Source organism: Thermosipho sp. 1070, assembly GCF_001682135.1.
GTDB classification, from domain to species: domain Bacteria; phylum Thermotogota; class Thermotogae; order Thermotogales; family Fervidobacteriaceae; genus Thermosipho; species Thermosipho affectus.
Window position 1 is genome coordinate 718911 of the sequence record NZ_CP007121.1, and the last position, 26721, is coordinate 745631.

19 protein-coding genes, 2 tRNA genes and 3 rRNA genes are annotated in these 26721 nt (G+C 36.7%); 4 read left to right on the forward strand and 20 right to left on the reverse strand.

Annotated elements, in window-relative coordinates; translation table 11 throughout:
* Nucleotides 1–11: 11 nt before the first annotated feature.
* From Y592_RS03520 to rbsD, 3 genes are read right to left on the reverse strand one after another with little or no spacing between them, the layout of a single operon-like run.
* The gene (locus Y592_RS03520) at nucleotides 12–938 is read right to left on the reverse strand and encodes an ABC transporter permease (protein WP_075665661.1); all 927 of its coding nucleotides are present in this window, start codon (nucleotides 936–938) and stop codon (nucleotides 12–14) included.
* On the reverse strand, nucleotides 935–2413 hold the full coding sequence (locus Y592_RS03525; protein ID WP_075665662.1) for a sugar ABC transporter ATP-binding protein: 1479 nt from the start codon (nucleotides 2411–2413) through the stop codon (nucleotides 935–937). Before Y592_RS03525 ends, Y592_RS03520 begins: the two co-directional genes overlap by 4 nt.
* The gene (rbsD, locus tag Y592_RS03530) at nucleotides 2414–2800 is read right to left on the reverse strand and encodes a D-ribose pyranase (protein WP_075665663.1); all 387 of its coding nucleotides are present in this window, start codon (nucleotides 2798–2800) and stop codon (nucleotides 2414–2416) included.
* Nucleotides 2801–3124: 324 nt separating this feature from the next.
* Here rbsD and Y592_RS09310 point away from each other — a divergent pair, with 324 nt between their 5' ends.
* The gene (locus tag Y592_RS09310) at nucleotides 3125–3259 is read left to right on the forward strand and encodes a hypothetical protein (RefSeq protein ID WP_255362952.1); all 135 of its coding nucleotides are present in this window, start codon (nucleotides 3125–3127) and stop codon (nucleotides 3257–3259) included.
* A gap of 349 nt (nucleotides 3260–3608) precedes the next feature.
* Here Y592_RS09310 and Y592_RS03535 read toward each other — a convergent pair whose 3' ends face one another.
* The 10 genes from Y592_RS03535 to Y592_RS03580 form a co-directional block, all read right to left on the reverse strand.
* Complete coding sequence (locus tag Y592_RS03535) at nucleotides 3609–4148, reverse strand: hypothetical protein (RefSeq protein ID WP_075665664.1); 540 nt, start codon at nucleotides 4146–4148, stop codon at nucleotides 3609–3611.
* 68 nt (nucleotides 4149–4216) lie between these two features.
* Nucleotides 4217–4459 carry a hypothetical protein gene (locus tag Y592_RS03540; protein WP_075665665.1) on the reverse strand — a complete coding sequence of 81 codons (243 nt, stop codon included), beginning with the start codon at nucleotides 4457–4459 and terminating at the stop codon, nucleotides 4217–4219.
* A 73-nt stretch (nucleotides 4460–4532) separates the two neighbouring features.
* Nucleotides 4533–4775 carry a hypothetical protein gene (locus Y592_RS03545; protein WP_075665666.1) on the reverse strand — a complete coding sequence of 81 codons (243 nt, stop codon included), beginning with the start codon at nucleotides 4773–4775 and terminating at the stop codon, nucleotides 4533–4535.
* Between the two features lie 401 nt (nucleotides 4776–5176).
* On the reverse strand, nucleotides 5177–5494 hold the full coding sequence (locus tag Y592_RS03550; RefSeq protein ID WP_075665667.1) for a cupin domain-containing protein: 318 nt from the start codon (nucleotides 5492–5494) through the stop codon (nucleotides 5177–5179).
* 46 nt (nucleotides 5495–5540) lie between these two features.
* The gene (locus tag Y592_RS03555; protein WP_075665668.1) at nucleotides 5541–6572 is read right to left on the reverse strand and encodes an L-Ala-D/L-Glu epimerase; all 1032 of its coding nucleotides are present in this window, start codon (nucleotides 6570–6572) and stop codon (nucleotides 5541–5543) included.
* Nucleotides 6572–7924 (reverse strand): transglutaminase-like domain-containing protein, encoded by a 1353-nt coding sequence (locus Y592_RS03560; RefSeq protein ID WP_232218216.1) that lies wholly within the window; start codon nucleotides 7922–7924, stop codon nucleotides 6572–6574. The genes Y592_RS03555 and Y592_RS03560 overlap by 1 nt, the downstream gene beginning before the upstream one ends.
* Before the next feature lie 141 nt (nucleotides 7925–8065).
* Nucleotides 8066–10528 carry an alpha-amylase family glycosyl hydrolase gene (locus Y592_RS03565; RefSeq protein WP_075665670.1) on the reverse strand — a complete coding sequence of 821 codons (2463 nt, stop codon included), beginning with the start codon at nucleotides 10526–10528 and terminating at the stop codon, nucleotides 8066–8068.
* Between the two features lie 273 nt (nucleotides 10529–10801).
* Nucleotides 10802–10918 (reverse strand): 5S ribosomal RNA (gene rrf, locus Y592_RS03570).
* A 39-nt stretch (nucleotides 10919–10957) separates the two neighbouring features.
* A 23S ribosomal RNA gene (locus Y592_RS03575) occupies nucleotides 10958–13904 on the reverse strand.
* A 73-nt stretch (nucleotides 13905–13977) separates the two neighbouring features.
* Nucleotides 13978–15554, reverse strand: a 16S ribosomal RNA gene (locus tag Y592_RS03580).
* The 16S, 23S and 5S rRNA genes sit together here, the layout of an rRNA operon.
* Nucleotides 15555–15906: 352 nt before the next feature.
* Between Y592_RS03580 and Y592_RS03585 the strand changes: the two genes are divergently transcribed.
* Genes Y592_RS03585 through Y592_RS03595 form a run of 3 tightly spaced genes read left to right on the forward strand, consistent with a single transcriptional unit; the run spans nucleotide 15907 to nucleotide 20868 of the window.
* Complete coding sequence (locus Y592_RS03585) at nucleotides 15907–17853, forward strand: anaerobic ribonucleoside-triphosphate reductase (RefSeq protein ID WP_075665671.1); 1947 nt, start codon at nucleotides 15907–15909, stop codon at nucleotides 17851–17853.
* Entirely contained in the window at nucleotides 17819–18397 is a 579-nt protein-coding gene (locus Y592_RS03590) for a 4Fe-4S cluster-binding domain-containing protein (protein ID WP_232218217.1), read from the forward strand. Before Y592_RS03585 ends, Y592_RS03590 begins: the two co-directional genes overlap by 35 nt.
* Nucleotides 18379–20868: an adenosylcobalamin-dependent ribonucleoside-diphosphate reductase gene (locus Y592_RS03595; protein WP_075665672.1), complete on the forward strand. Its 2490-nt coding sequence runs from the start codon at nucleotides 18379–18381 to the stop codon at nucleotides 20866–20868. Before Y592_RS03590 ends, Y592_RS03595 begins: the two co-directional genes overlap by 19 nt.
* 107 nt (nucleotides 20869–20975) lie before the next feature.
* Here Y592_RS03595 and Y592_RS03600 read toward each other — a convergent pair whose 3' ends face one another.
* From Y592_RS03600 to Y592_RS03630, 7 genes are all read right to left on the reverse strand, one after another.
* On the reverse strand, nucleotides 20976–22844 hold the full coding sequence (locus Y592_RS03600; protein ID WP_088368860.1) for an isoamylase early set domain-containing protein: 1869 nt from the start codon (nucleotides 22842–22844) through the stop codon (nucleotides 20976–20978).
* A gap of 13 nt (nucleotides 22845–22857) precedes the next feature.
* On the reverse strand, nucleotides 22858–24033 hold the full coding sequence (locus Y592_RS03605) for a hypothetical protein (RefSeq protein ID WP_088368861.1): 1176 nt from the start codon (nucleotides 24031–24033) through the stop codon (nucleotides 22858–22860).
* Nucleotides 24034–24042: 9 nt separating this feature from the next.
* Entirely contained in the window at nucleotides 24043–24726 is a 684-nt protein-coding gene (locus Y592_RS03610) for a hypothetical protein (protein WP_083638888.1), read from the reverse strand.
* 69 nt (nucleotides 24727–24795) lie between these two features.
* Nucleotides 24796–25470: a hypothetical protein gene (locus Y592_RS03615; RefSeq protein ID WP_088368862.1), complete on the reverse strand. Its 675-nt coding sequence runs from the start codon at nucleotides 25468–25470 to the stop codon at nucleotides 24796–24798.
* Between the two features lie 164 nt (nucleotides 25471–25634).
* A tRNA-Arg gene (locus Y592_RS03620) sits at nucleotides 25635–25711 on the reverse strand.
* Between the two features lie 45 nt (nucleotides 25712–25756).
* Nucleotides 25757–25846 (reverse strand) — tRNA-Ser (locus Y592_RS03625).
* Between the two features lie 56 nt (nucleotides 25847–25902).
* Nucleotides 25903–26676, reverse strand: coding sequence for a thermonuclease family protein (locus tag Y592_RS03630; RefSeq protein ID WP_075665677.1), 774 nt, complete (start codon nucleotides 26674–26676; stop codon nucleotides 25903–25905).
* Nucleotides 26677–26721 lie beyond the last annotated feature (45 nt).

Genomic DNA, 26721 nt, shown 5'->3' on the forward strand with positions numbered 1-26721 from the left:
CTTACACCTCCTCAATTTTCTCTCTCAAGCAACACAGCAATGAGAATAACAACTCCTTTTACTCCTTGTTGATAAAACGGAGAGACGTTAAGCAAATTCAACCCATTATTAAGAATTCCCATAATTAATGCCCCGAATAATGTTCCTACAATCGTTCCTTTCCCTCCAGCTAAACTAGCCCCACCAAGTACAACAGCTGCTATCGCATCTAATTCATATCCCGTTCCAAACGTTGGCTGCGCACTGTTTAATCTTGAAGTCAAAATAATGGCACTTACCGCCGCCAAAACTCCACTAATCGTATATATGATAATTTTATACTTATCCACCTTTACACCACTTAATTTTGCAGCGGTTTCATTTCCACCAATCGCATAAGTGTAAAGTCCCAATTTTGTATATTTTGATATATAATAAATAATCCCAAACACTGCAAACATTATAATTATTGGGACAGGAATTTCTAAAACATCTCCCCTCCCTATTATTCTAAAAGCCCGCGGAAAACCTGTTATAGGCATTCCCTGAGAATAAACTAGCGTTAATGATCTTGCAATAGCCATGGTAGCCAATGTAACAATAAATGGTTGAATCTTCCCTTTGGCAATAATGAACCCATTTATAGCTCCCAGCAAAGCTCCAACAAATAACGCAACCAAAATTCCCAAAAATACCGAACCATTTTTCACTACCGAAGCCATTACAACGGCAGAAAATGCCAAAACAGATCCCACAGACAAATCAATACCACCTGATATGATTACTAAAGTCATACCAAACGCAATAATTGCTTGGATAGAAACTTGTCTAAATACATTAATAAAATTAGAAACCGTCAAAAATCTGTCACTTAATAACGAGAATAATATCACTATTCCAAAAAAACCTACGATTGCCGGATACTCTTTAAGTTTTTTCAAAAAAACTTTTTGCCTCATTTAATATCAACTCCTGTTGCCAATTTTAATATGCTTTCCTGAGTAATTTCACCCTTTTCCAAAATTCCCATTGAACGTCCTCTGTGCATTACCAATACTCTATCACATAAACTTACTATTTCAGGAAGTTCAGAGGAAATAAAAACTACACCTACCCCATCATTAGCCAATTTGTTTATAATATTATAAACCTCTACTTTTGCTCCAACATCAATTCCCCTCGTTGGTTCAACTAAAAAAACAATCTTTGGCTTTTTTCTTAAAACTTTTGAAAGAACAACCTTTTGTTGATTTCCTCCTGATAGTGTTTTTACCTTTTGTTTAATAGAAGAAATTTTTATTGAATATTTCTTCACTTCGCTAGCTACCATATCCCTTGCCCTTTTCCACGATATTTTTCCAAATTTAGATATCTCATCAACATTTGGTAAGACTATATTCTTCACAACATCCATATCCAAAACTAATCCCATTTTTTTCCTATCTTCTGGAACAAGTGCTATACCATGTTTAAGCATATCTTTTCCTGGTAAATATGTGCGCCCATCTAATACCAACTTATCCCAGTTAGATCGTAAATATCCATATATTCCTAAAGCAATCTCAAGTTTTCCTGAACCAACCAAACCAGCAATGCCAAATATTTCTCCTTTATTTACATTAAAAGTAACATTTTCTACATAATCTTTGACTTGTAATTTTTCTATTCTAAATAACTCCTTACCTGTTATTACATTAAATTTTGGATACATTTCCTCTATATTCCTACCTACCATCATTTTAATCAAATCTTCTCTTGACACTTCTTTTATACTTATTGAATTTATATAGTTTCCATCTCTCAAAACAGTTACCCTGTCAGCTATTTCAAAAACCTCTTCAAGCCTATGTGAAATAAAAATAATCGATATGTTTTTTCTTTTTAAATCTTTTATTATCTCAAAAAGTCTTTTTGTTTCATGGTCCGTAATCGTTGCAGTAGGTTCATCCATTATTATTATTTTCGCATTTAATGATAACGCTTTAGCTATAGAAACTAGTTGTTTTTCAGAAGTATTCAAATTTTTCACCTTTTCATTTGCTCTAATAGGAAACTTTAGCTTTTTCAATAATTCATCTACAACCTTAACCATTTTAGATCTAGAAAAAATAAATTTATCAACCCTACCAACAAATACATTTTCTGCTACACTCAATTCTTCAAACAAATTCAATTCTTGGTGGATAGTAGCTATTCCCTTTTTGATAGCTTCAGTAGGGCTGGAAAAATTTATTTTCTCTCCATCAAGAAAAATATCACCCGAATCAGGCTTATAAACTCCACTGATTATCTTAATTAGCGTGCTTTTCCCGGCGCCGTTTTCGCCCAATAAAGCGTGAACTTCTCCTTGATAAAGATCAAAATTTACATTATTTAACGCAACAACTCCAGGAAATGTCTTAATAACATTTTTTAATTCTAATATTTTTTTCATTTAAAATATCACCCCAGAAACCAATATCGCGTTGTTATAAGGAGTTACATCGCCCGTTCTTATAACCGCTACCACTTTACTACTTATATTTTTCAATTCATCATGTGTAACCTTTTCAATATGTGCAAAAGAAAGTTTTTGTCTACAAACCTCCTCGAGGGATTTAGAAGATTCTTCGGCAATTATTATTTTTTCCACTTTCAATTCCTTTAACACAACATCTAAAACTTCTTCAAACGTAGGTTTTCCATAATCAAGAACTAAGTCTATCTTTTCGACATTGCGAGGAATAGGAAATCCCATATCAACAATTGCAATCATATCTTTGTGTCCTAAACTCGCTATTATCCTAGCTATTTCAGAATTAAATATTCCTGTTTTTTTCATCCTTTACCTCCTTTAGAAAACGTTTTCGAAAACGTTTTCAACATATTTTTATCAAAAAATGCTTATCAAAGTCAAATGAGAAAACATAAGAAAACTCTCAAAAATTTATTCTTAGCCATCTTAACAACTATTTATCTATAAATTTGGATATTTGATCAAGATTAAAAAACTATACCTAATCTTTTAACACTTCTTTGTTAAAATTTTTTGATATTTGAATTTTTAATTCTATTTAGATGGTTAAAAATGAACAAAAAATACGTATACATAAAGGAGTAGAATTAATAAAAGATATAACACAGAACATTTCTGACAAACTAACATTTGAATTTAACAATAAAAAAACTTTTAAATACAGTTAGTGCTTCTATAGAAGAAGTATCAGCAACTATAGAAAAGGTTAAAGCATCGGTAGACAAAATTACCCATGAAGCTGAAAATTATTCAATAAACAAGTAATTAACACACTAATTTAAAATAAGAAAACTAATGATATTATGAGTCTGCTTCAAAAATAGAAAGGAAAAGGTATAAACTTTTCTCATTTTTTGTCATTCTGAGAAACAAGGAGCGAAGAATCTAAGATCCTTCGCACTACATGCTCAGGATGACAAGAAAAAATTTTTAAACAAGCCCTTATACTATTTCTATTAGTTTAATTAGATGAAAAACCATGTGCGATTTTTAATATATCTTGGTGTTTACACAAAATTTAAAACACTACACACTTTAATTAAATTTTCAAAATAATACAAGGCTCCAATGATATATTGGAGCCTTGTTTGTATTTTACACAACTAAATATTTATCATTTTCTACGACCGTGCACATGTGTTCTTACATTATTTCTTGAATTGTTTATATTTCTTCCTCTTACATTTTTTCTTCCCATTTTTGAATAAGCATTTCCTCTGCTAACTTCCCCTCCTTTTCTTGTGAATACTGGAAAGCCATTTTCTCTTATAACTATTTCTTTTCCTTCTATTACTGCTTTGTATACTACTATATATGTATTATCTCCTAATTCTACCTTTCTGCCAATAATTTCTATATTTATTCCCTCTTTTAATCCTTCGTATAATCTAATTGGTCCTGTATGTACTTCATATTCTTTTCCTTCTGCTTCTACAACTACTTTTATCCCTTCACCCGGTATTAACTCAATTTCCTTTACTATGCCTGATATACTTATTTCAGAAACCGTTGCACCTTCTGGTAAATTCCTATAAAGCGGTTCTACCTGATTCCTTGGGGCTGTCTGTACATAGTTATTCCATGGTCTTACCGCAAATGCACTTGCCGCCAATACTAAAACAGTTAACAAAATTACACTAATCTTTTTAAACATAATCCCACCTCCTAATGTGTTTTCTACAATTTCTATACTACATACTTTTCCTTAACAAATCCTTATATTTATCTTAGAGTTACCTTAGAATATATTTGAAAAATTGAAGAGGAATGCCAATCACGTGAAAGAATAGTTATTTTATAGGATTTTTCGGATGTCCAATTATCTAGTGACAAATATCCAGAGATTATATTTAAAAGAATTGTCTTTTCCGCCCCATTTTCTCTAAATATTAATACCTTACTCTTAGGGGTTATTTCCAAATTATCTATTTCTATTACTTTATTTTCATCATAAGAAAGTTTCACGTTTTTTAAAATTACTCTATTATCCCACTCAAAATATTCTTTCTTCTCAGTATTTAATAAATTTTTTATTCTTTCAAGTATTTGTGAGCATCTGTGAAATTCTGGAATAGCTTGAACAATTCCAAAAAGATAAAATCACTCTCCAGAATGTGTTTATTATCGCTACAAATCCTCCAAAACTCAACTTTCCAATTAAAACAAAATACCCAGATACTATAAGTGAAAGAGTATCCGCCGTGTTTCGAATAATGTCACCTAACATTTGACTTGATTTTACAGCTTTAAAACTTTCAACTTTCTTGAAACACTGAGTCATAACCCTCAATTATTTTACCTTGATAATTCTTGTCAAGATAAATATCTTTCTCCCTAGTTTTTTAGACATAATTTTATTTTAAATCATGCTTTTACTGGTATCATCTAAAGAAAGTAGGTAAAGTAAGTGTGGAAAGAAGAAACCTTTACGTATCATTTAGAACTTAATACACAAGATACGATAAAGTAGTGATCCCGGAAGTTTGAAACGGCAAGAAAATTACGTAAATATTAATAAATGTAAAAAACATGTGGAGAGTTTGAAAAGTTAACATTAATCTTCTTGGCAGAGACTAAAATAAAATCCCCCTCCCACACAATTATATATTAAGATAAAACTTTATAGATTAGAAGGAAACTTGAATTTTTCTAAACAATAATTTTTTTGCACATTACTATTTTTTATCCAAGAATTTTCATAACTAAAACTTTTGCTTCTTTTTCTCCTATGTTTTTTACACTATGAAGCACATCTTTTGGAAATTCAACCAACTCATCTTTTTCTAACTTTAAAACCTCATTTCCTATTTCTACTTCAACTGTTCCAGACAAAACATAAAGCAACGCATCTACATCTGATCTATGCGCTTTTAATTCATAAAAAGGGGCAATACTTATATGGACTATCTGGATCTTTTTATTTTCAAAAAATCTCGTCCCAATAATTCCTTCTTTATCCAATACAGGTTTGTTATTTCTATAAGAATACTTGTTGTTCATATTATCTACCTCTTTTTTTATTATATACTCCAGTCTGTAACTTTAGTTACAATATAGTGATTTTAGAACCATTTTGTTTAAATTTTCCTCGAAATTTATTTTCTTTAAGCATCAAATGAGAATCAAGATCGTGAAAAACAAATGCACCTGTACCAAGTGCGAAATTTACACTTTGGTTTATCCCAAGACTTGATTCGCCCATGCAACCTATCATAAGCTTGAGATCTGCTGTTTTAACCATTTCAACTATTGCCAAAGCATCTGATAATCCAGATTTCATTAACTTTATATTTACAAAATCAACTGCTTCTTCCCTTATTAGTCTGTAAACATCGTACTTACTTTTGGCACTCTCATCAGCTGCAACTGGATATGGAGAATTAAACCTCACATACTTTAATCCATCTATATCACTTGCCACAACAGGTTGCTCAAAAACCGAAATATCTACACCTTTTTTATAAAGAACTCTTACAAACTCAACAGCTTGTTTTGGAGTATATCCCATATTGGCATCCACAATGTATTTAGCCCCCTTGGTATTACGGGCAATTTCTTCAACTGTTTCTATATCCTTACGTAAATCTTCACCTACTTTAATCTTTATATTTTTAAAACCTTCACTAAAAATTTCTTTGGCCTCTTTCACCATATTTTCAATAGTATCTATACCTACAGTTTTATCCGTTTCGATTTCACGTTTCATACCACCCAATAAATAATATACAGGAGTATTTATTTCTTCAGAAAATGCGTCAAGAACGGCATATTGCACCCCTGCCTTTACACTCGGAGTTGCAAAGAATTTATCAAGAACATCAAAAATTCTTCTATATTCTTTTACATCCATGTTGACAATACTTTCTTTTATTGCCGCTTCAAGTTTATACAAACCTTCCACCTTTTCTCCATTTACTCTAAAAGATGGAGATATTTCTCCATATCCTTTAATACCTATATCTGTTATAACCACAACTTCTATGTTAGTTGAACTATCTGAAACACTGCCGGTAATGTGAAATGGTTTGTAATATTTATAAGTTTTCAATTCAAACTTTACATCAACAATTTTACTCATTATTCCACCTCCACAAAATTAAGTACTTCTATTGAATATTTAAATTTATCATAATATACATTTTCAATCTCAGTTTCCACTTCTCCAACCTGATTATCGTATGGATCAGAACGCCAAAAATTTTTATTTGGATAAAATTGTTCCATAAATTCGGTGTTTGCAACCATTCTAAATCCGTCAAGATTACCAAAATAAAATTCCCGTTTTTTGTCTTCTTCTCTTCTAGCTCCGCCAAATGAAAGATCAGCTGGTAACCAACCATATGGTTGTACATAAAACAAAGCCCAATCATGTGGAGACGCAAAATACTTATTTATATACCAACCTGATTGCCATCTTGTAGGTATCCCCACTATTCGACACATAGTTATAAACAATAAAGCTTGAAACCCACAATCTCCCTTCAAATTTGTTGCAACAAACTGAGGAATTGTTTCGTATGTTCCATAAGGTTTAACATACGAATAACTCACATGTGTAGTTATCCAATCATATATCAATTTTGCTTTTAAATATGGATTTGGTTCTTTATCAATTATTTGATAAACAAGTGATTTTAAATAAGGAGTGAACAAAATATGTGGTGGTTTCTCAAGTATGTACTTTTCTAATTCTCTTGGCAAATTTTGCTCCACTTTATCTAACTCTACTTTATTAATCCACTCATGTACTTCATATTCAAATTCGACATAAAAATCACTTTTATTGGCAACATCATCTTCAAAATATATAGTATTTTGAAAAATCCCTTTAGGATATAATACGAAATTTTCATGACTTACATCTATTATTTTTACATTTTTTATTTGGAACTCCTTCTTGGGAACAGGAAGCCACACTTTTATAGTCTCTCCTAAAATTTTACTATAATCAGGATATAAAGTAATTCGAGCATGTACTTTGTATGTTTTTGGCATATCACCATTGATTAATGCTGTTAATCGCTCATCTAGTAATTTTTTAGATTTTTTAACACTATCTTCTTGAACTATCCTATCCTTATAATGCTTGTAGGAAAAACCTAAATTTTCAACAAATCTGCTTTCAAAACGATATTCACCGTTGATGTATATATAATCTAACATTCCTTCATAAAATAATTTTTCAAATTCTATATTGGTAAAACCTGCTATTTTATTTTTGGCAATCTCAACTGCCTCTTTCATAGTATATGGATAATCAATAAGCAATCTATTTATACGTTCTTTTTCGTACAGTAAACGCAACTGCAATAATTCTGGAAGTTCATATTTAAGTTTTTTCTCAATCAAGACCAAAGCCCTTCCAAAATTACCAGAATATTCTTCTTTTAAAATATCCTCAGGCAATCCAACTGTCAAAAACTCCATCATACCCCCTCCCCCATTATTTAGTTCGTAAAACGAAATATTTTATTATATTATACCAAATAGTACAATTAAAACAAAATAAAATAGTGGGCTCCTTAACGAACAAGGAACCCACTAAAACATATTACAAAGAATAATTAAGTTTTATTTACGGATTTCTATCCACAAATCATCCATTATATACGCTGCGTTTTCATTTCCTCCACCAAAGATATATGCCTTTGGTTCAGGCTCGATAGGCCTAAATCTTGATGATATACCGTCATAGTCCCAATTTGTCAAGTATATCTTCCATCCAGAGTAACTTTTAGGATTTCCAAGATTATCACCTTTTACTATTATTTTTATCCAACCATCATCTACAATTACTTCTGGTGAACCTATTTGCATACCAAATTTGTTTTTATTTGCACCTTTAGAAGAATACAACGCAGAAGACCACCCGGTTACGAATATTTCGTAATCCCAATCTTTGATTTTATAATTTTGAAATGGCAAATATGTAGTTCCTACTTTGCTTGGATCATCGAGAAATATTTGATACGTTACGTGATCAAATCCATTTATTGGATTCCAACTTTTTGTTATTTCTTTTGGCTTTATACTTATTACCAACGTTTGCCCTATTGACTGTACCTTTACGGCAAGAATATCCATTTGCCGTTTAAAAGTAGGATCAGTTGGGTAAACATAAGTGCCATTTGGACCATTATCATCACCTTTGGGATCTATAGAAAATGCCAAATCTTTCACTTCAAGTTCAACAAGAAAATTTGTTTCCTCCGTATAAATTACATCTTTCATCGAACTTCCTCGAGCTTTTATTAGTAAAGTATGTTTTCCTGGATCAAAGCGTAGTGGATCTACAACATAAGTAAACTGGTTGTTTTTCACATTTAATTTTATTTTATTATCGTACTTTCTATCTATATAAATATAAACATACTTTGCATTTGTTCTCCCCTTTATAGTAAACTTATCTTTTATAATCATCCCATCTTTTAAATTAGTCTTAACAAAAAGATTACTCTTTTTTATCACTCTTTTTTCATCTGATATCTTATATACCGTTATACTCCTTCCCGGAATGGTTACAACAAACTCTCCATCTTTTTTCGTAATAAGCTTCGTTGTTTTTCCATTTAAATTAAATACTGGAACTAAAACCGTTCCCTCACTTAAACTAGTTTTTATTTTCGTAATCTTTGTATCATTTGATGTGTTTAATATAACAACAAGCTCTTCTTTGTCATCTTTTAACAAATATGCCAAAATCCCCGCACCACTTTCTTCAAACGAAAGAACTTTAACTTTACCATACCTTGTCGCCGTATAAGACTTTCTAAAACTTATAATTTGAGAAATAAATTTGTACATATCACTTTCTGGATTAAAATGATTCTTATTTTTTGAACCCCAACCTTTTTCAAACATTGAAGTTCTTGTCTCTTCAAAATATTGCTCAGTTCCATAGTATATGACTGGCATTCCAGGTAATGTCATCAAAAATGCAAGTGCCAATTTTGTGACTATTGGTGTAGTACCTTTAGCAAACCGCTCCATATCATGATTGTCAATAAATGTAACTAACAATCCTTTTTCCAACGTTTTATTACGACGTTCTATTCTATAAGCAAGATATTTTGTTGGTTGTCCTCCCTTTATAACCCTCTTTATTTCCTCATTTAGTGGGAAATCAAGCATTGCGTTAAATCCTGCTTCAAAATACGTCTCGATTTCTTTTTCAGCAGAGTCATCAAATGGTTTTGAAGTTAACCAAACTTCCCCAAAAGATATGAAATTATCCTTCTGCGAATAAATTCCATCTTTGCTCAAAAAGAAATCTTTCCAAAAATCTTTTGGAACATACATAGCAGTATCAGCCCTGAATCCATCAACTCCAACCTGTTTAATCCAATATTTATACGATTCTTTTAAAGTTTTTCGTACTTCAAGATTCTCTGTGTTTAAATCATCAAGTCCTGAAAGTTGATAATTAAGCCTTTGATTTGGATCTGCAAAATTATTTATATCAGGTGTCCAATGATAAATAGACTTCTTTCTTACGTCAGAAATATCATAATTATTCAGATTAAAAGGATATTGCGTTGGGGCATTTGTTGGGACACTTTTAGTATTAATTTCAAATTTTCCATTTTTAAATCTAAAATAATTTCCCACATGATTCACGACAATATCCTGAATTAACACCATCCCATTTTTATGCAATTCTTTCGATAATTTTTTATAAATCTCTAAATTTCCAAAGTGTTCATCAACTTTTGTAAAATCACGAGCCCAATAACCATGATATCCTCCATAGTGTACCCAGGGATCCCACCATTGATTGGCTACAGGAGGCGTAATCCAAATTCCATCTACTCCCATACCTTTTATATAATCAATCTTTTGTAATATTCCTTCCAAGTCACCTCCACTGTACTTTGCACCATTATACGGATTATACTCGTTCATACCTTGATCATTGTTAGAAACGTTTCCATCATTAAACCTATCAATCATTATAAAATACAACACCTTATCCTGCCAATTTCCCAAAAACATAACAGAAAAAAACAAAATAAAAATCACTGAAATCTTTTTCACAACAAACTCCTCCTATAAAAAAAATTCACCTATTACTTTTTTATCAAAATTTTTCCATTACCGTATAAAATAATGGAATCATTCCAAAAAGAATGGAAAATTGAAAAAAGTAAATTTCATATTACTATAACCACACTGCTATTTCAAGGAATTAAGCAAAAATAATTTGGAAAGCATTGGAAAGTATTAAATAAATTGAAAAGTGGAAGATTTTTTTTACTACCCATACAATAAAAAAAAAAAGCAGGCGAAAGCCTGCGAAAAAAAAATAAACCCGGGCGATACCTACTCTCGCAAGGGGCGTACCCCTTACTACCATCGGCCCAAGGCGGCTTAACGGCCGGGTTCGGGATGGAACCGGGTGGTTCCCGCCTTGGTATCGTCACCCGGGAAACCTTTGGTCACTCAAAAATGCATAGGGTTCACGTAGAGGTGAAGGCCTCGGCCGATTAGTACCGGTTGGCTCCACGCATTACTGCGCTTCCACCACCAGCCTATCTAGGTCCTCTTCTCGAACCGGCCTTACTCCTTTTACAGGATGGGAGGTCTCATCTTGGGGCGTGTTTCCCGCTTAGATGCTTTCAGCGGTTATCACTTAGGAGCGTAGCTACCCGGCGTATGCCCTTGGCAGAACAGCCGGTACACCAGTGGCTCCCTCACCCAGGTCCTCTCGTACAATGGGCGAGCCCCCTCAAACCTCCTACGCCCGCAGCAGATAGGGACCGACCTGTCTCACGACGGTCTGAACCCAGCTCACGTACCCCTTTAATAGGCGAACAGCCTAACCCTTGGGACCTGCTTCAGCCCCAGGATGGGATGAGCCGACATCGAGGTGCCGATCCTTGCCGTCGATGTGAACTCTCGGGCAAGACTAGCCTGTTATCCCCGGGGTAACTTTTGTCCGTTGATCGACGACCCTTCCACTCGGAGTCGCCGGGTCACTAGGACCGGGTTTCCCCTCTGCTCGACCCGTCGGTCTCGCAGTCAGCCCAGCTTATGCCCTTGCACTCTACGGTGGATTTCCAACCCACCTGAGCCGAGCTTCGCGCGCCTCCGTTACCCTTTCGGAGGCGACCGCCCCAGTCAAACTACCCACCTGGCACTGTCCCTCGCTTGCTCTTCACAAACGCAGGTTAGAACTCCAGTACACCGAGGGTGGTATCCCACCAGCGGCTCCCCCGACCCTGGCGAGCCGGGTTCTTCGCCTCCCACCTATCCTGTACACAGTGCACCAAAGCCCAATACCAGGCTGCAGTAAAGCTCCACGGGGTCTTTCCGTCTAGCTGCGGGTACTGGGCATCTTCACCCAGATTGAAATTTCACCGGGCCCCCTGCCGAGACAGTGCCCCAGTCGTTACGCCATTCATGCAGGTCGGAACTTACCCGACAAGGAATTTCGCTACCTTAGGACCGTTATAGTTACGGCCGCCGTTTACCGGGGCTTCGGTTCGGGGCTCTCACCCCTCCCCTTAACCTTCCGGCACTGGGCAGGCGTCAGTCCCTATACTTCCTCTTACGAGTTCGCAGAGACCTGTGTTTTTGGTAAACAGTCGCCAGGGCCTTGCCTCTGCAACCGCCTCGGCCTCCCCCAGTTTCCAGGTCTCCCCTTCCCCTGGGTTCAACCTACCGCGGCACCCCTTCTCCCTAAGTTACGGGGTCAATTTGCCGAGTTCCTTGGCAAGGGTTATCCCGCTCCCCTTAGCTTTCTCAGCCCGCCTACCTGTGTCGGTTTGCGGAACGGGCACCCGCATACCAGTTAGCGAGGCTTTTCTCGGCAGTGTGGGATCAGCCCCGTCGGACCATACGGTCCTCCCCTTCACGGCTCAGCTCAGACAGCGGATTTCCCTACTGCCCTCTACGCCTAACCGCTTGGAAGGCCTTGCCACTTGACCTCGGAACTTACCCTCCTGCGTCCCCCCGCTACCTATCAGTATGCAGGTGGTACCGGAATATTAACCGGTTCCCCATCGGCTACCCCTCTCGGGTTCACCTTAGGCCCCGACTAACCCTGGGCGGACGAACCTTCCCCAGGTACCCTTAGGCTTCCGGGGGGAGAGATTCTCACTCTCCTCTCGTTTACTCATGCCTGGATTCTCTCTTCCGCCTCGTCCAGTGGCTCTCTCAAGTCCACCTTCTCCCTATCGCGGAACGCTCCCCTACCACCAGCATATACGCTGATCCGCGGCTTCGGGGGATGGCTTCAGCCCCGGTACATTTTCGGCGCTGTGCGTCTCGACCGGTGAGCTGTTACGCACTCTTTTAATGATGGCTGCTTCTAAGCCAACATCCCGGTTGTCTGGGACGCACAACTTCCTTCCACACTTAGCCATCTCTCCGGGCCCTTAGCCGTCGGTCTGGGTTGTTCCCCTCTCGTCTGTGGAGCTTATCCCCCACAGGCTCACTCCCAAGATTTGTGTGCAGGCATTCGTAGTTTGACAGGGGTTGGAGGTCACCCCCCTAGCCCTATCAGCGCCCTACCTCCTGCACAGACCTCTTGAGGCTGCACCTAAATGCATTTCGGGGAGAACCAGCTATCACCAGGTTCGGTTAGCTTTTCACTCCTACCCACAGCTCATCCGAGGATGTCTCACAATCCACCGGTCCGGGCCTCCAGTAGGTTTTACCCTACCTTCACCCTGGCCATGGGTAGCTCACCCGGCTTCGGGCCTGCCGCACCTGACTCCTCGCCCTATTCAGACTCGCTTTCGCTACGGCTCCACCTCTACCGGCTTAACCTCGCCAGGTACGACAACTCCCAGGCTCATTAATCAAAAGGCACGCCGTCACCCCTATACGGAGCTCCGACTTCTTGTAGGCACGCAGTTTCAGGTCTCTTTCACTCCCCTTCCGGGGTGCTTTTCACCTTTCCCTCACGGTACTGGATCCTCTATCGGTCGGCAGGGAGTATTTAGCCTTGGAGGGTGGTCCCCCCTGATTCCCACGGGATTCCTCGTGCCCCGTGGTACTCGGGATCAAGCCCCAGAGAGTCCTTACCCTTTCGCCTACGGGACTTTCACCCTCTCCGGTAGGCCTTCCCAGACCTTTCGGCTAGAGTAAGAATTTTTTACTCCCCGGCTCACGCCCGGACTTGTCCCACTACCCCGACGATCCCTCGCCGGTTTAGGCTCCTCCCCTTTCGATCGCCTCTACTCAGGGAATCTCGTTTGATTTCTCCTCCTCGGGGTACTGAGATGTTTCACTTCCCCCGGTTCGCCCCCTCTCGGGTGTGTAGCCTCACCAGCTACACAGGTTGCCCCATTCGGGTATCCCGGGATCTACGCTCGCTTGCAGCTCCCCCAGGCTTTTCGCAGCTTGCCACGCCCTTCTTCGCCTCCTGCCGCCTAGGCATCCACTGCGCGCCCTTATCACCTTCACCTCTACTTCCCCTATGCATTTTTCAATGACCATGCCACTCAAAAATAGATAGCAGCTCCGCTTACTCTCCTTAGAAAGGAGGTGATCCAGGCGCACCTTCCGGTACACCTACCTTGTTACGACTTCGCCCCCCTCGCCAGCCTCGCCCTCAGTAGCCCCCCTCCTTCTCAGGTTGGAGTAACCACCTTCGGGCGCTGCCAACTCGGGTGGCGTGACGGGCGGTGTGTACAAACCCCGGGAACGTATTCACCGCGGCGTGGCTGATCCGCGATTACTAGCGATTCCGACTTCATGCAGGCGAGTTTCAGCCTGCAATCCGTACTGCGAGTGGGTTTCAGGGTTTCGCTCACCATCACTGGCTCGCATCCCGCTGTCCCACCCATTGTAGCGCGTGTGTCGCCCAGAGCATAAGGGGCACGAGTATCTGACGTCATCCCCTCCTTCCTCCGGCTCGTCGCCGGCAGTCCCCTTAGAGTCCCCGGCCTAACCGCTGGCAACTAAGGGCAGGGGTTGCGCTCGTTGCGGGACTTAACCCAACACCTCACGGCACGAGCTGACGACGACCGTGCACCACCTGTGCCGGCTCCCTCACCTCTCGGCGAGAGTCCCTCCCCTTTCGGGTCAGTACCACCAGCATGTCAAGCCCTGGTAAGGTTCTTGGCTTAGCGTCCAATTAAACCACACGCTCCACCGCTTGTGCGGGGTCCCGTCAATTCCTTTGAGTTTCACCCTTGCGGGCATACTCCCCAGGCGGCCCACTTATCGCGTTCGCTTCAGCACGGAGGAATCACTCCCCCACACCTAGTGGGCATCGTTTACGGCTAGGACTACCCGGGTATCTAATCCGGTTCGCTCCCCTAGCTTTCGGGCCTCAGCGTCAGGTACGGCCCAGGAGACCGGCTTCCCCACCGGCGTTCCTGCTGATATCTACGGATTTCACCCCTACACCAGCAGTTCCGTCTCCCTCTACCGCCCTCAAGTCGCGTGGTTTCCAGCGCAGTTCCACAGTTGAGCCGTGGCTTTTCACACCGGACTTCCACGACCGCCTACGCCCCCTTTACGCCCAGTAAATCCGGGTAACGCTCGCCCCCTACGTATTACCGCGGCTGCTGGCACGTAGTTAGCCGGGGCTTCCTAGTGGGATACCGTCATCGGTAAGACTTTCCACTCCTTACCTTATTCGTCTCCCACCACAGCGGTTTACACCCCGAAGGGCTCCTTCCCGCACGCGGCGTCGCTGGATCAGGCTTCCGCCCATTGTCCAATATCCCCCACTGCTGCCTCCCGTAGGAGTAGGACCCGTGTCTCAGTGCCCTTGTGGCCGGCCATCCTCTCAGACCGGCTATCCGTCGTAGGCTTGGTGAGCCTTTACCTCACCAACTACCTGATGGAACGCAGGCCCATCCCTCAGCAGAGCTTTACGCCCCTTTCTTCGCTAGTACCTCTCCCTAGCGAACGTATGGGGTATTAGCTGCAGTTTCCCACAGTTATCCCCCTCTGAAGGGTAGGTCACCTACGCGTTACTCACCCGTCCGCCGCTCAGTCTACTAACCTTCACCCCGAAGGACTCCAGTTAGCAGCTTCGCTCGACTTGCATGTGTAAGGCACGCCGCCAGCGTTCACCCTGAGCCAGGATCAAACCCTCCATCTCTATCTCGGGCTCGTCCTTCTTATCCGCAGAGCTGCTATCTATTTTTCAATGACCTCCTCAACCTCGCGTCTTCTAATTTACCATACTTATTCCAAACCGTCAATTTCATGTTTTTAACATTTTCTTTTATTCTTTGTAACATCTTTTACACTTATCCAGGTGTTTTAAGTTTCTTTTTTTATAAAAATTACCCTATTTTGGAATACTTTTAAAGTTTTACTATCCGTTGTTTTAGAATCTTAATACACAATATATTGTGTATGTAAAGCAACTAATACACAATATATTGTGGTATAATATGATTTCAAATACCGATTATAAATACAATAAATACAAAACAGGGGGGGATTTTATGTTCATTAATTTTGGTTTTTCAACAGATTTTGATAGAAAACTACGTGAACTTGAAAATAAATACGGGGAATATATCTTAGAACTTGAAGGTCTTGGCTCCCATCTTGATATTGACAAATTTAATAAAACATTTTTTCAATCTGAACTTGTAGGAGATATTTCTATTGATTCAAATGCAAATGTTAGATCAAAACACATTGGTACATATTTTACCGAAATATACAAACCGTTCACAAAGTTAAATTCTCTCTACGTCATTTGGAAAGAATTAAAAAAACATTTTGGAAGAGACTATGCTGACAAATTTCTAGAATATCAAATCAACGGTGCCATATACCTGCATGATGCGCACCACGCGGCATTTATGCCATATTGTTTTGCCTACACCCTAAAACCCATTGTGGAAAAAGGATTACCATTTATAGATACTATCCAATCCACTCCAGCAAAGCACCTTAGCACGTTTATTCAACATGTTATTCAATTTGTTATGTTTGCTTCAAATCAAAGCTCTGGCGCTGTTGGATTACCAGATTTCTTTGTGTGGATGTGGTATTACATAAAAAAAGACTTAAAAGACGGAGTTATACCAAAAGACAAAACAAAGTGGTATATAGAACAACATTTTCAAATTTTAACTTATTCATTTAATCAACCAATTAGAACAAATCAAAGTCCTTACACAAATTTTACATATCTTGATAGGAATTATATAAAAGCGATATTTGAAGGGGAAAAGTATCCAGATGGAACGTATATAACAGATTATGTAGAGGATATTATTAACCTTCAAAAACATTACTGGGAATGGGTAGCCAAAGAAAGGGAAAGACAAATGTTTACATTCCCCGTACTAACTGCCACACTTTTGTACAAAGACGGAAAATTTGTAGACGAAGATTCAGCAAGATTTATAAACAAAGTTAATATGAAATGGCAGGACACAAATTGGTACATCTCAGATTCAGTTGATGCTGTTGCTTCTTGCTGTCGCTTAACATCCTCTACCAAAGATTTAAAGTTATCTCTTTCTTTGGATGAAGATGAACCAAAACTAACAGGTATGGCAAATTCAATAGGTGGTTCTGATCTAAACATAGGGTCATTTAAAGTTATTACAATTAATTTACCGAGAATTGCGCTTGAAGCAAACGGTGATGGAAAAAAATTCTTTGAAATTTTAAAGGAAAGGGTAGATATCGTTCAAAAAACCCTTTATGTTATTAGAAAAATACTAGAAGAAAGAATCGCTCAAGGGGTACTTCCGTTATACTCAATAGGACTTATGAAACTTGAAAGACAATACGGGACTATTGGAATTACAGGAGTATGGGAAGCAGCCGACTTTATGGAACTAACCGCGGTAACGCCCGAAGGACTTGAGTATACAAAAGAAGGAGAAAACTTTGTAGAAGAAATTCTTGACACTATAAGGAAAATGGCAGAAGATGGGTTTAAAAAATACAAATTCACATTTAACATTGAACAGGTTCCCGCTGAAAAGGCTGCTATTGTTTTAGCTGAAAAGGATAGTTATATTTATGGTAAAGACAAACAACCATATAAACTTTATTCAAATCAATGGATCCCACTTACAGCGGAAACCGATATGATGAATAGGGCTAAATATTCCGGTAAATTTGACAAAAAAGTATCAGGAGGAGCAATTCTACACATCAACCTTGGAACACCTTTAAAAAACGAAGAAGAATCCTGGAAATTAGTAAATGCCATTGCAAAAATGAATGTTATGTATTTTGCGTTTAACCAAAAGATAAGCACATGTGAAAATGGTCATGCATTTATAGGAAATAAATGTCCAATATGTGGAAAAGAAAAAGTCGAAGAATACCTTAGAATAGTAGGATATCTAGTACCATATTCTTCGTTCAACAAAGTAAGGAGAAAATATGAATACAAAGAAAGAAAATTCTATAATGTATGAAGGTGAAAAAATGAAAGTGTATGTAAATAGAGTATTTTTTAACACAATTGATCACCCCAAATATTTCGCATTATCTATATACTTTCAAGGTTGCGACAAACAACCAAAATGTCCTCTTTGTCACAACAAAGACACATGGGAACCTTTTAAAGGGTTTGAATACGATGTTGAGGCTCTAATAAAACGGCTAAAAGAAAAAATCAACACTATCATTGATTCATATGACAAATTAGCAGTTGTGTATTTGGGTGGAGAACCACTTGCACCATACAATAGAAAAGCCGTCTTTGAAATATCAAAAGCCTTAAAAGAAGAATTCTCAGATAAAATAGTCAACACCATATATACATGGCGCACACTAGAAGATATTGATACTCAAAATCTACGCAATTACATCACATATATGGATGAAGGTATATTGGGGCCATATGAGCACGATAAAAGAAACATTGATGAAAACGGCAACTTACTATTTCCCGCATCTAAAAATCAAAAATATGTGAAATTTTCAAGGAGGAGAAAGACGTGTATGAAGACGTACTAAACAGATGGTTAGACATTAAACCATCAAAAAACGCCTACAAAATACTTTCAGAAAGGTACTTTTATAAAAATATGGAAGGGGAGTTTTTGGAAACAAAATGGGAAGAAGTTTGCAGAAGAGTTGCAAGGGTTGTAGCTACATCTGAAATTCTCTACAACAAAAATTTGGATAAAGTAAAAGAATATGAAGAAACATTCTACAAAATGCTCAAATCTAGAATCTTTATTCCAAACAGTCCAACACTTTTCAATGCGGGAATGGGAGTAAGACCAGAACTTTTGTGGAAACCTATTGAAAATATGACATTGGAAGATTACGAGGAAATTTACAATACAAGAAATCACCTTCACATGTTATCTGCTTGTTTTGTAGTTCCTGTTGAAGATAGTATCGAAGGTATATTTGAAGCCGTAAAAGAATATGCTTTAATTACAAAAGCTGGTGGTGGGATTGGTTCAAACTTTTCTAGTTTAAGACCCAAAGGAAGTTTTGTTGCAGGCACACATGGCCAAGCATCCGGTCCTATCTCTTTCATGCACGTTTTTAACTCTGCAATTGGAGTAGTAGAACAAGGATATAAAAGACGCGGCGCTTTGATGGGAATTTTAAACATTAATCATCCTGATATTGAAGAGTTTATAGCAGCAAAAGAAAATAATGACGGAGAAAAAGTGTTAAAGTATTTCAATATTTCAGTGGGAATTCCCTTTGAGAAGGAAGAATTTCTAAAATTGTACAATGATGATAAAGAAATAATTCTAACTCATCCAAAATTTAACAATAAAAAAAGCATAAAAGCAAGGTATATATTAGAAAAAATAGCTAAAAATGCATGGAAAACAGGTGACCCAGGACTTGCATTTTTACATGAAATGAACAAATACTATCCACTTTATCCAGAAAAAGAAATTATTTCTACCAACCCATGTGGTGAAATTGGACTTGCACCGTATGAGGCGTGTAATCTTGGATCAATAGATGTTGCAAAATTTGCAAATGAAAATGGTGAAATAGATTGGAAAGCGTTGGAAAAAACCGCAAGACTTGCCGTAAGATTTTTAGACGACGTAATTGACGTTAACGTATTTCCACTTGAAAAAATTACCAAAGCCGTCAGAGAAAGCAGAAGACTTGGACTAGGGATAATGGGGTTTGCAGATTTGCTATATAAATTAAATATCCCTTACAATTCAGAAGAAGGAAGAAAGATTGCTGTTGATTTAATGGGATTCATTGCACTCCATAGTCATGATGAATCAAATAAACTGGGAAGGGAAAAAGGAAACTTTCCATTATTTGAAAAAAGTAGATTTTACACCGAAGATGGATTTGTACCATTTGCAATGGGATTAAGCAAATACGATGATGAAATAAAAAACGTTATGAAAGAATCTAAACATGGAAAAAGAAACGTTGCAGTATTAACTATTGCTCCAACGGGATCTATCTCAAATATAGCAGATACAAGTAGCGGACTTGAACCAAATTTCTTACTTGCATACGTTAGGTATATGAATAAGCATGATGGCAATAAAGAAGCTTTATTTTACGTTAATAGGGTACTTGAAGAAAAGTTAGATTCATCAATACTTGAAAAGATAAGAGATAAATTAATTGAAAAAGGTTCTCTACAACAACTTGACGTTCCTGAAGAAATAAAAAGAGTTTTTGTGACAGCTATGGATATTTCCCCAATGGACCATCTTTTAATGCAAGATGCCTTTCAAAGATATACAGATAACAATATATCAAAGACTATTAATATGCCATCAACAGCAACTGAAGAAGATGTATTAAATATTTACCTTGAAGCGTTTAGATTAAACGTAAGAGGACTTACAATATACAGAGACGGATCACTCCAAACACAGGTATTAACATCTGCCAAACATGTAAAAACAAAAGATGCACCAAAAGTACAATTTTTCCTCTTAGATGAAAAACATAAACTTAGACCAAAACCACGTAAAAACACGCTACGTAGTGTAACGAGAAAATACAAATCACTGGAAAATACTACTTACATTACCGTTTCTTTTGATGACAGCGGCGAAGCTGTGGAAATATTCCTCTCAAATGGAACCGAGCTTGCAGAATCTATAGGAAGATTATCGTCTATTGCTTTAAGAGCAGGGGTGTCAATTGAAGAAATTCTTGAACAACTTCAAAAAGTTAATGGAAAATACACAAATGGCTTAGCAGAGGAAATCAAAAAAGCCATAGATGACTTTATAGAACTTTGGGGAAATACAGAAATACAAGATGACGAAGTTTTTGTAATAGATGGAACGATAAAAACGGCAGAAGAGGTAGAAAAATTTGTAATGGCAAATGACCTAGAGTGGAGTGAAGGATATTATGTAGATGAAAATGGAAATGTATATTGCCCTTCATGTCTATCTAAAAATAGTATTATCAAACAAGAGGGTTGTATGAGCTGCAAAAAATGTGGCTGGAGTAAATGTAGTTAAATAAAAGCTCCCTTTTGGGAGCTTTTATATTTCTCTACGAAAAATCTACATATAAAAATTAATTGGCTATGTTTGCAACCGGAGGAATTTTATCCAATATTAGAACGTTAAAACACAACTTTTCCAAAAATGTCAAAGTAAATATTAGAGTTTTCCATTCTCGCTTTTAAACCAAGTGTGTAATCGGTGTCATATAGTAATCCAAAATTGTATTTATCCGATAAATTTGTGTGACTGTATCCTCCAAAAATTTTGTAATTCTTCACAACTGGTATATACATTGAAATATTATAATTCAAATCTGTCATGGAAAAGTCTGTTACAAGATCCCAATTGAATAGACTTAAATCCATAGCAAATTTATTTTTGAAATATTGCAACGTTGTATTCCAATCATTTGATTTCGCCTCACAATAAAATCCCAATTCTCCTAAATTGAAAAAGTATCCACCGTACAATTCCACATCTGCATCAAAAATACTAAAGTTATATCCCAAAAGTATTCCATTCCTATCGTAGAAATCTCCGTATAAAAGTGAGAAATCGCTATATCTTGCTCCAATTATAAATGGAACAGCACCAGACTCTGCTCCTAAATCTACAAAAACACCGGCAAAAGAAAGATATACACCACTTTGGATACCGTTAAATGGTAAATCAACTGGCAAATTGTAATGTGCCATAATATTCCATTTGTCTACTTTAAAATTAATTACTCCGTATTCGATATTAGCTCCTGAATAACCTATTGAAAATTCAAGTTCATCTGAAGGTTTAAATATCAAAGATAATTTATTTGAAAATCCTATACCTTTTATTAAAGTCGTAGAATCGTATTTATAAGTAACAGTAAAGTTATAAATTCCACTCAAATTCACAGAACTTTTACTTGAATTTTCTGATTTTTTTATCACTAAATTCCCGCCTTCTAAAACAAGTTCAAACGCTCCATTTTTTCCTCCATATCCATCTGGTACATAACCAGGAGCATTTGGATCTTCCTGCCAAACTTGATTACCATTAATTAAGAATACATATTTATACTGATACTTACCTGGATTTAATTCCATCGAAACTTGCCAATATCCATCTACATTTTTCATCTCAATTGCCTGTGAATCCCAATTATTAAAACTTCCAGCCAAAAATGCTTTTGTTGCTTCTCTTTTTTCTACTTTAAAATATACCTTACCATCAACTACACTCACACCCAATGGTATCTCTTTTTTTCCTTCCACTACACTTTCCGGTGCTTTAACAATAAGACTTTCACCCCCTCTACAAACTTTTAAAACAGAATTTTTACCTCCAAAACCATCTGGAACGTATGCAAATGCATTTGGATCCTCTACCCATTCTTCACCATTAACAACAAACTTGTACTGATATTCTCCTGGTTCAAGTTCCAAGATTGCTTCCCACCATCCATCACCTAAACCGTACATTTCATCACTCTCTGCATCCCAATTGTTAAAGTCCCCTGCGATCATAACATAATCAGCATCTGGATTGTAATACCTAATAACTACATAACCTTCCTCATCGACAAATATAGTGTCTTTCCTTTCTTTGTTAATTTCATACTCTTTTGCACCATTTTCTTTTTCCATTAACTTCCCAATAGGTTCTATTACAAGAGAACCATCCTGTAAGACTAATTTAAATGCCCCGTTTTCTCCCCCATAACCATCATCAACATACGATGGAGCATTCGGATCCTCTACCCATTTTTCACCATTAACAACAAACTTGTATTGATACTCACCTGGTTCAAGTTCAAGTGCTACCACCCATACACCATCTTTAAATTCCATTTCTGTGGATGTTGTAGACCAATTATTAAAATTTCCAGCTAAGTACACTTGTTCTGCATCAACTTCGAACGTAAAATAAACCATTTCCTCTTTAACAAATACATTTGAAAAGATTGAAACAGATAGAATAATTAAAAATACAAATAAAGATTTTTTCCTCATCTTCACACCTCCATTACCACCAAGTATTAAATTCCAACGAAGCAACTTTTTTGAAATTATTCACATTGTAAAAATCTCCATTTCCAATGGAAAGTTTTACCTCTCCGTTTGAAAATCCAGTAATTTTCATTTCTGCATATACCGTATTTCTTATTTCATACACATCTACTATTCTCTGTGCCTTTCCAAAAAATGAAATATTTCCAAAAGTTTTTGAAATTTCAATATAATACACTTCTCCCAAAGTTCCAATTGTGTTATGTGCAGGTTTCCCAAAAGAATAAGAGATCTTTCCGTTAAAATCAAATAACGAATAGTCATATTTCAAAGTAAAACTAAACTTTTCCCATAAATCAGGTGTTAAACCTATACTATCAAAACCTATTTTTGAAAGAGAAACTGAAAATTTAGAAACATTAAAATTTAGCCCAACCTCACTTAAACTTTCAAAATTTTTTCCATTTTCATCACTTTTAATATTTCCCCAAACCCCAAAATTATCAGCATTATACCACATAGTTATAAAATATCTATTTGATTTATCTATACTTGTAAAATCTGGTAGCATCACATTTTTACCCAAAAAAGTGGATTTTACCCCCCATCTTAAGTTCTTATCCACCAATCCAAATTGGTAAATTCCCTTTTCAAAATCAACACTTCCATCATACGTATAAACCGCTTCAAACTGAATATCAACAAAAGTAGGTAACATTATTTGAAATAAAAAATCTTTCAATTGATCTCTTATACCAATTAATATTAATCCATTATTTAACTTGTATTTTAGATAATTCAAAGAAAGACTATTATACAAAAACAAATAAAAGTTCGAATAATTCATCATTACCCCATCTGAGCCCGTACTAAAATTATACAAACCAAGAAAATCATCCAAGTTCCCAAAAATTCTATTTTTATACAAATAAAGTCCAAACGTTTTCTTTGAAAAATCCAATTCTGCAGATTCCAAATTCTCACCATTCAAAGAAAAATTCCCAGAAAAATCACTTCCCAAAACACTCATGTTGAATCTAAACTCTGTCGACATATTATAACTTGGAACAAATACTGGAAAACCATTTGAAAAATCTGCAAAGTATACAAATTTAAAAGAATAAGATGGAGAAATCATACCAAATGAAAACAGCGAAAAAATAATCAAAACAAAAAATATATATTTTTTCACATTACCACCTCACTTAACATAAACATTCAAAATGCTAAACTTTGGATCAAATTCTATGTAAAGAGAACTTCCAGATTTATCCGCAATAAATAAAGCATCTTGTCCATACCCGGCGTTATAATTTTTTCCATCAAACTGTTCTTCATAAGGTTTCCAATCGATTCCCCTGGCAATTTTATACTTAAAACTATCACCCTTATTAACATCTATATTCAGCTCATATACAAATTTTCCATCAATTTTTTCCATCTTTTCTAAAGACCAACCGTTGAAATCTCCCGCACAATACCAATCACCTATTTCTTTTTCAATATCCCCTGCACCCACAGCATATCCATCACGCATAATATTAGGTGAAGCAAATACAGTTATTGAAGTAGCATCAGCTAAATTTTCCTTCCAAACAGGAACACTTGATTGAACTTTTGTCACACCACCTACGTATATAACTTTATACCACCCAATATTTCCAAGACTTCCAGGGTAAAAAGTAATAGATGCTACAGGAATTTCAAATTCATAAATTCCATTATTTAAAACCATCCTATCGTTTTGCATTGGGACCCAATTATTCCATTCACCTGCCACATATACACCCGATTCTAAAGATAAATTAAATAGTTTCATACAACCTGATAATAATAGTGCCAGGACAAAAAAAGAAAATATAAATATTTTTTTCAAATTAATCACCTCCAAAACTCATAATAACAAGGGGACCTTAAGGTCCCCCTTTCGTCATCAGGTAAATATAAAAACAATTTACATATTTTCCCAACTATGCACCTTTAGTATTACTATGGTTGCATCGTCGTTTAAAATTAAAGCTCTATTATCTTCATACCCGCCGGTCTCATTACCTTCTGGATATGCCCAGGCATTTGATTCATTTTTCAATCTTAGTTTAAACTCATAATAAGTGTTTGATTCCAATTGTTTTGTTATAGTCCATACATTACCTTCTTTCACCATATCTTCTCCATTCCAACCATTCATATCTCCAACTAGTTGTACTACCGAACCATCTGGAGTTGTATCAGGTACATAAGCAATAAATTTAACTGTTATTGTAGATGTAGCTGGATTTACAAGATCTTCGCCTTTCCAATTTAAAACTGCATCATTTACAATATTTCTTAAATTTTCATTTACGTACACAAAACGATTTTTTATATCACTTGAACCATCTTTTTTCATTTCGACATTATCCCAACTTTTACCAATCAAATATTTGTATCGAAATTCTACTCCACCAGTAATGGAAGCTTCTGGAAGATCATATTCTCCAATTGCATATTTCTTTCCATCAACATCAGTTACATTAAGCACCCACACATTATCCAATTTCCAATTATTCATCTCACCAACAACATATATCTGAGTAGCGGTAGTTGTATCTGGCAAGAGTACTCTAAAAGAAAGCCCCGGTTTTTGCACTTATTTACTCAACTCAGGATTTACACAACCAAAAAATACAAAAACAATTAATAAAAGATTAACCATAAGATACACACTTTTTCTCACAACAATCCCTCCTTTTAATAAGCTAAATTTATGGAAAAATTCCAAAAAAAAATGCAAGGCAAAAAGCCTTGCATTTTTGGCGTGCCCGGGGAGATTCGAACTCCCAACCTTCAGATCCGCAGTCTGACGCTCTATCCAATTGAGCTACGGGCACAACTCCTTTTAATTTAAAAATGGGGGAATACATCCCCCAAAAACCTGGCGGAGAGGGAGGGATTCGAACCCTCGGTGGGAAAAATCCCACACTTGCTTAGCAGGCAAGCGCCTTCGACCACTCGGCCACCTCTCCATACTATCACGTATAGATTTTAACTTAATTTCATTTAGATGTCAAGTAAAAAAAATCTAAAGTACTACCATTTCATTTGGACTTCTCAATAGAATTATAGGCTTTTCACCATCATCCCAAAGTTCACCGTAAAATCTTACAATTTTATCTTTTAAATCATACAAGTTGTAATCTTTGAAAAAATAATCATATTCTTCTTCCCTTATTTTAATTGTAAACCAATCGCCATATATTTCCCACATTCCACCACTCTGGTGTACATTACTAACTTTTCCCTCAAGAAATACTATATTTCCAATATATGATTTATAATTACTTGAATTTTTCAAAATAGGTGCTGTACTCCATTTTGAAAAAATCCCTACTTTTTTTTCAAAAGCATAATTGTACGCACTAACAATTCTGGAAGTTAATTCTGGATCAACATTTTCAAAATATATTAATGGCCTTGCAAGACCTGCTTTTAAAATTTCTTCTTCGTAAAAATACGTTTTATCTTTTGATTTTCCAAATACATATGCTAAGACTCTACCGTATCTATCTTTTCCCTCTTCTTTCAAATAAATTTCATACTTTTTTACAAAATCTTCTAAAAACTGTTTTGCTTGTACTCCAAACTCACCTACAGGTTTACTACTTTTATGGACTTCCGGAGTATCAATACCAATAATCCTCACTTTATCCCTCACTGTATGAAATGTATCTCCGTCAACAACACTACTAACTAAAACTCCACTTCTTCCGTCTAGATTAATTATATCCAAATTAACACAAGAAGTTAAAATCAAAAAAACTAAAAAAGCATACAAAAACAGCCTTTTTACATCCATTAACCTTACCTCCTAAAATACGCTGCAAATGCGGCGCGTATTAAA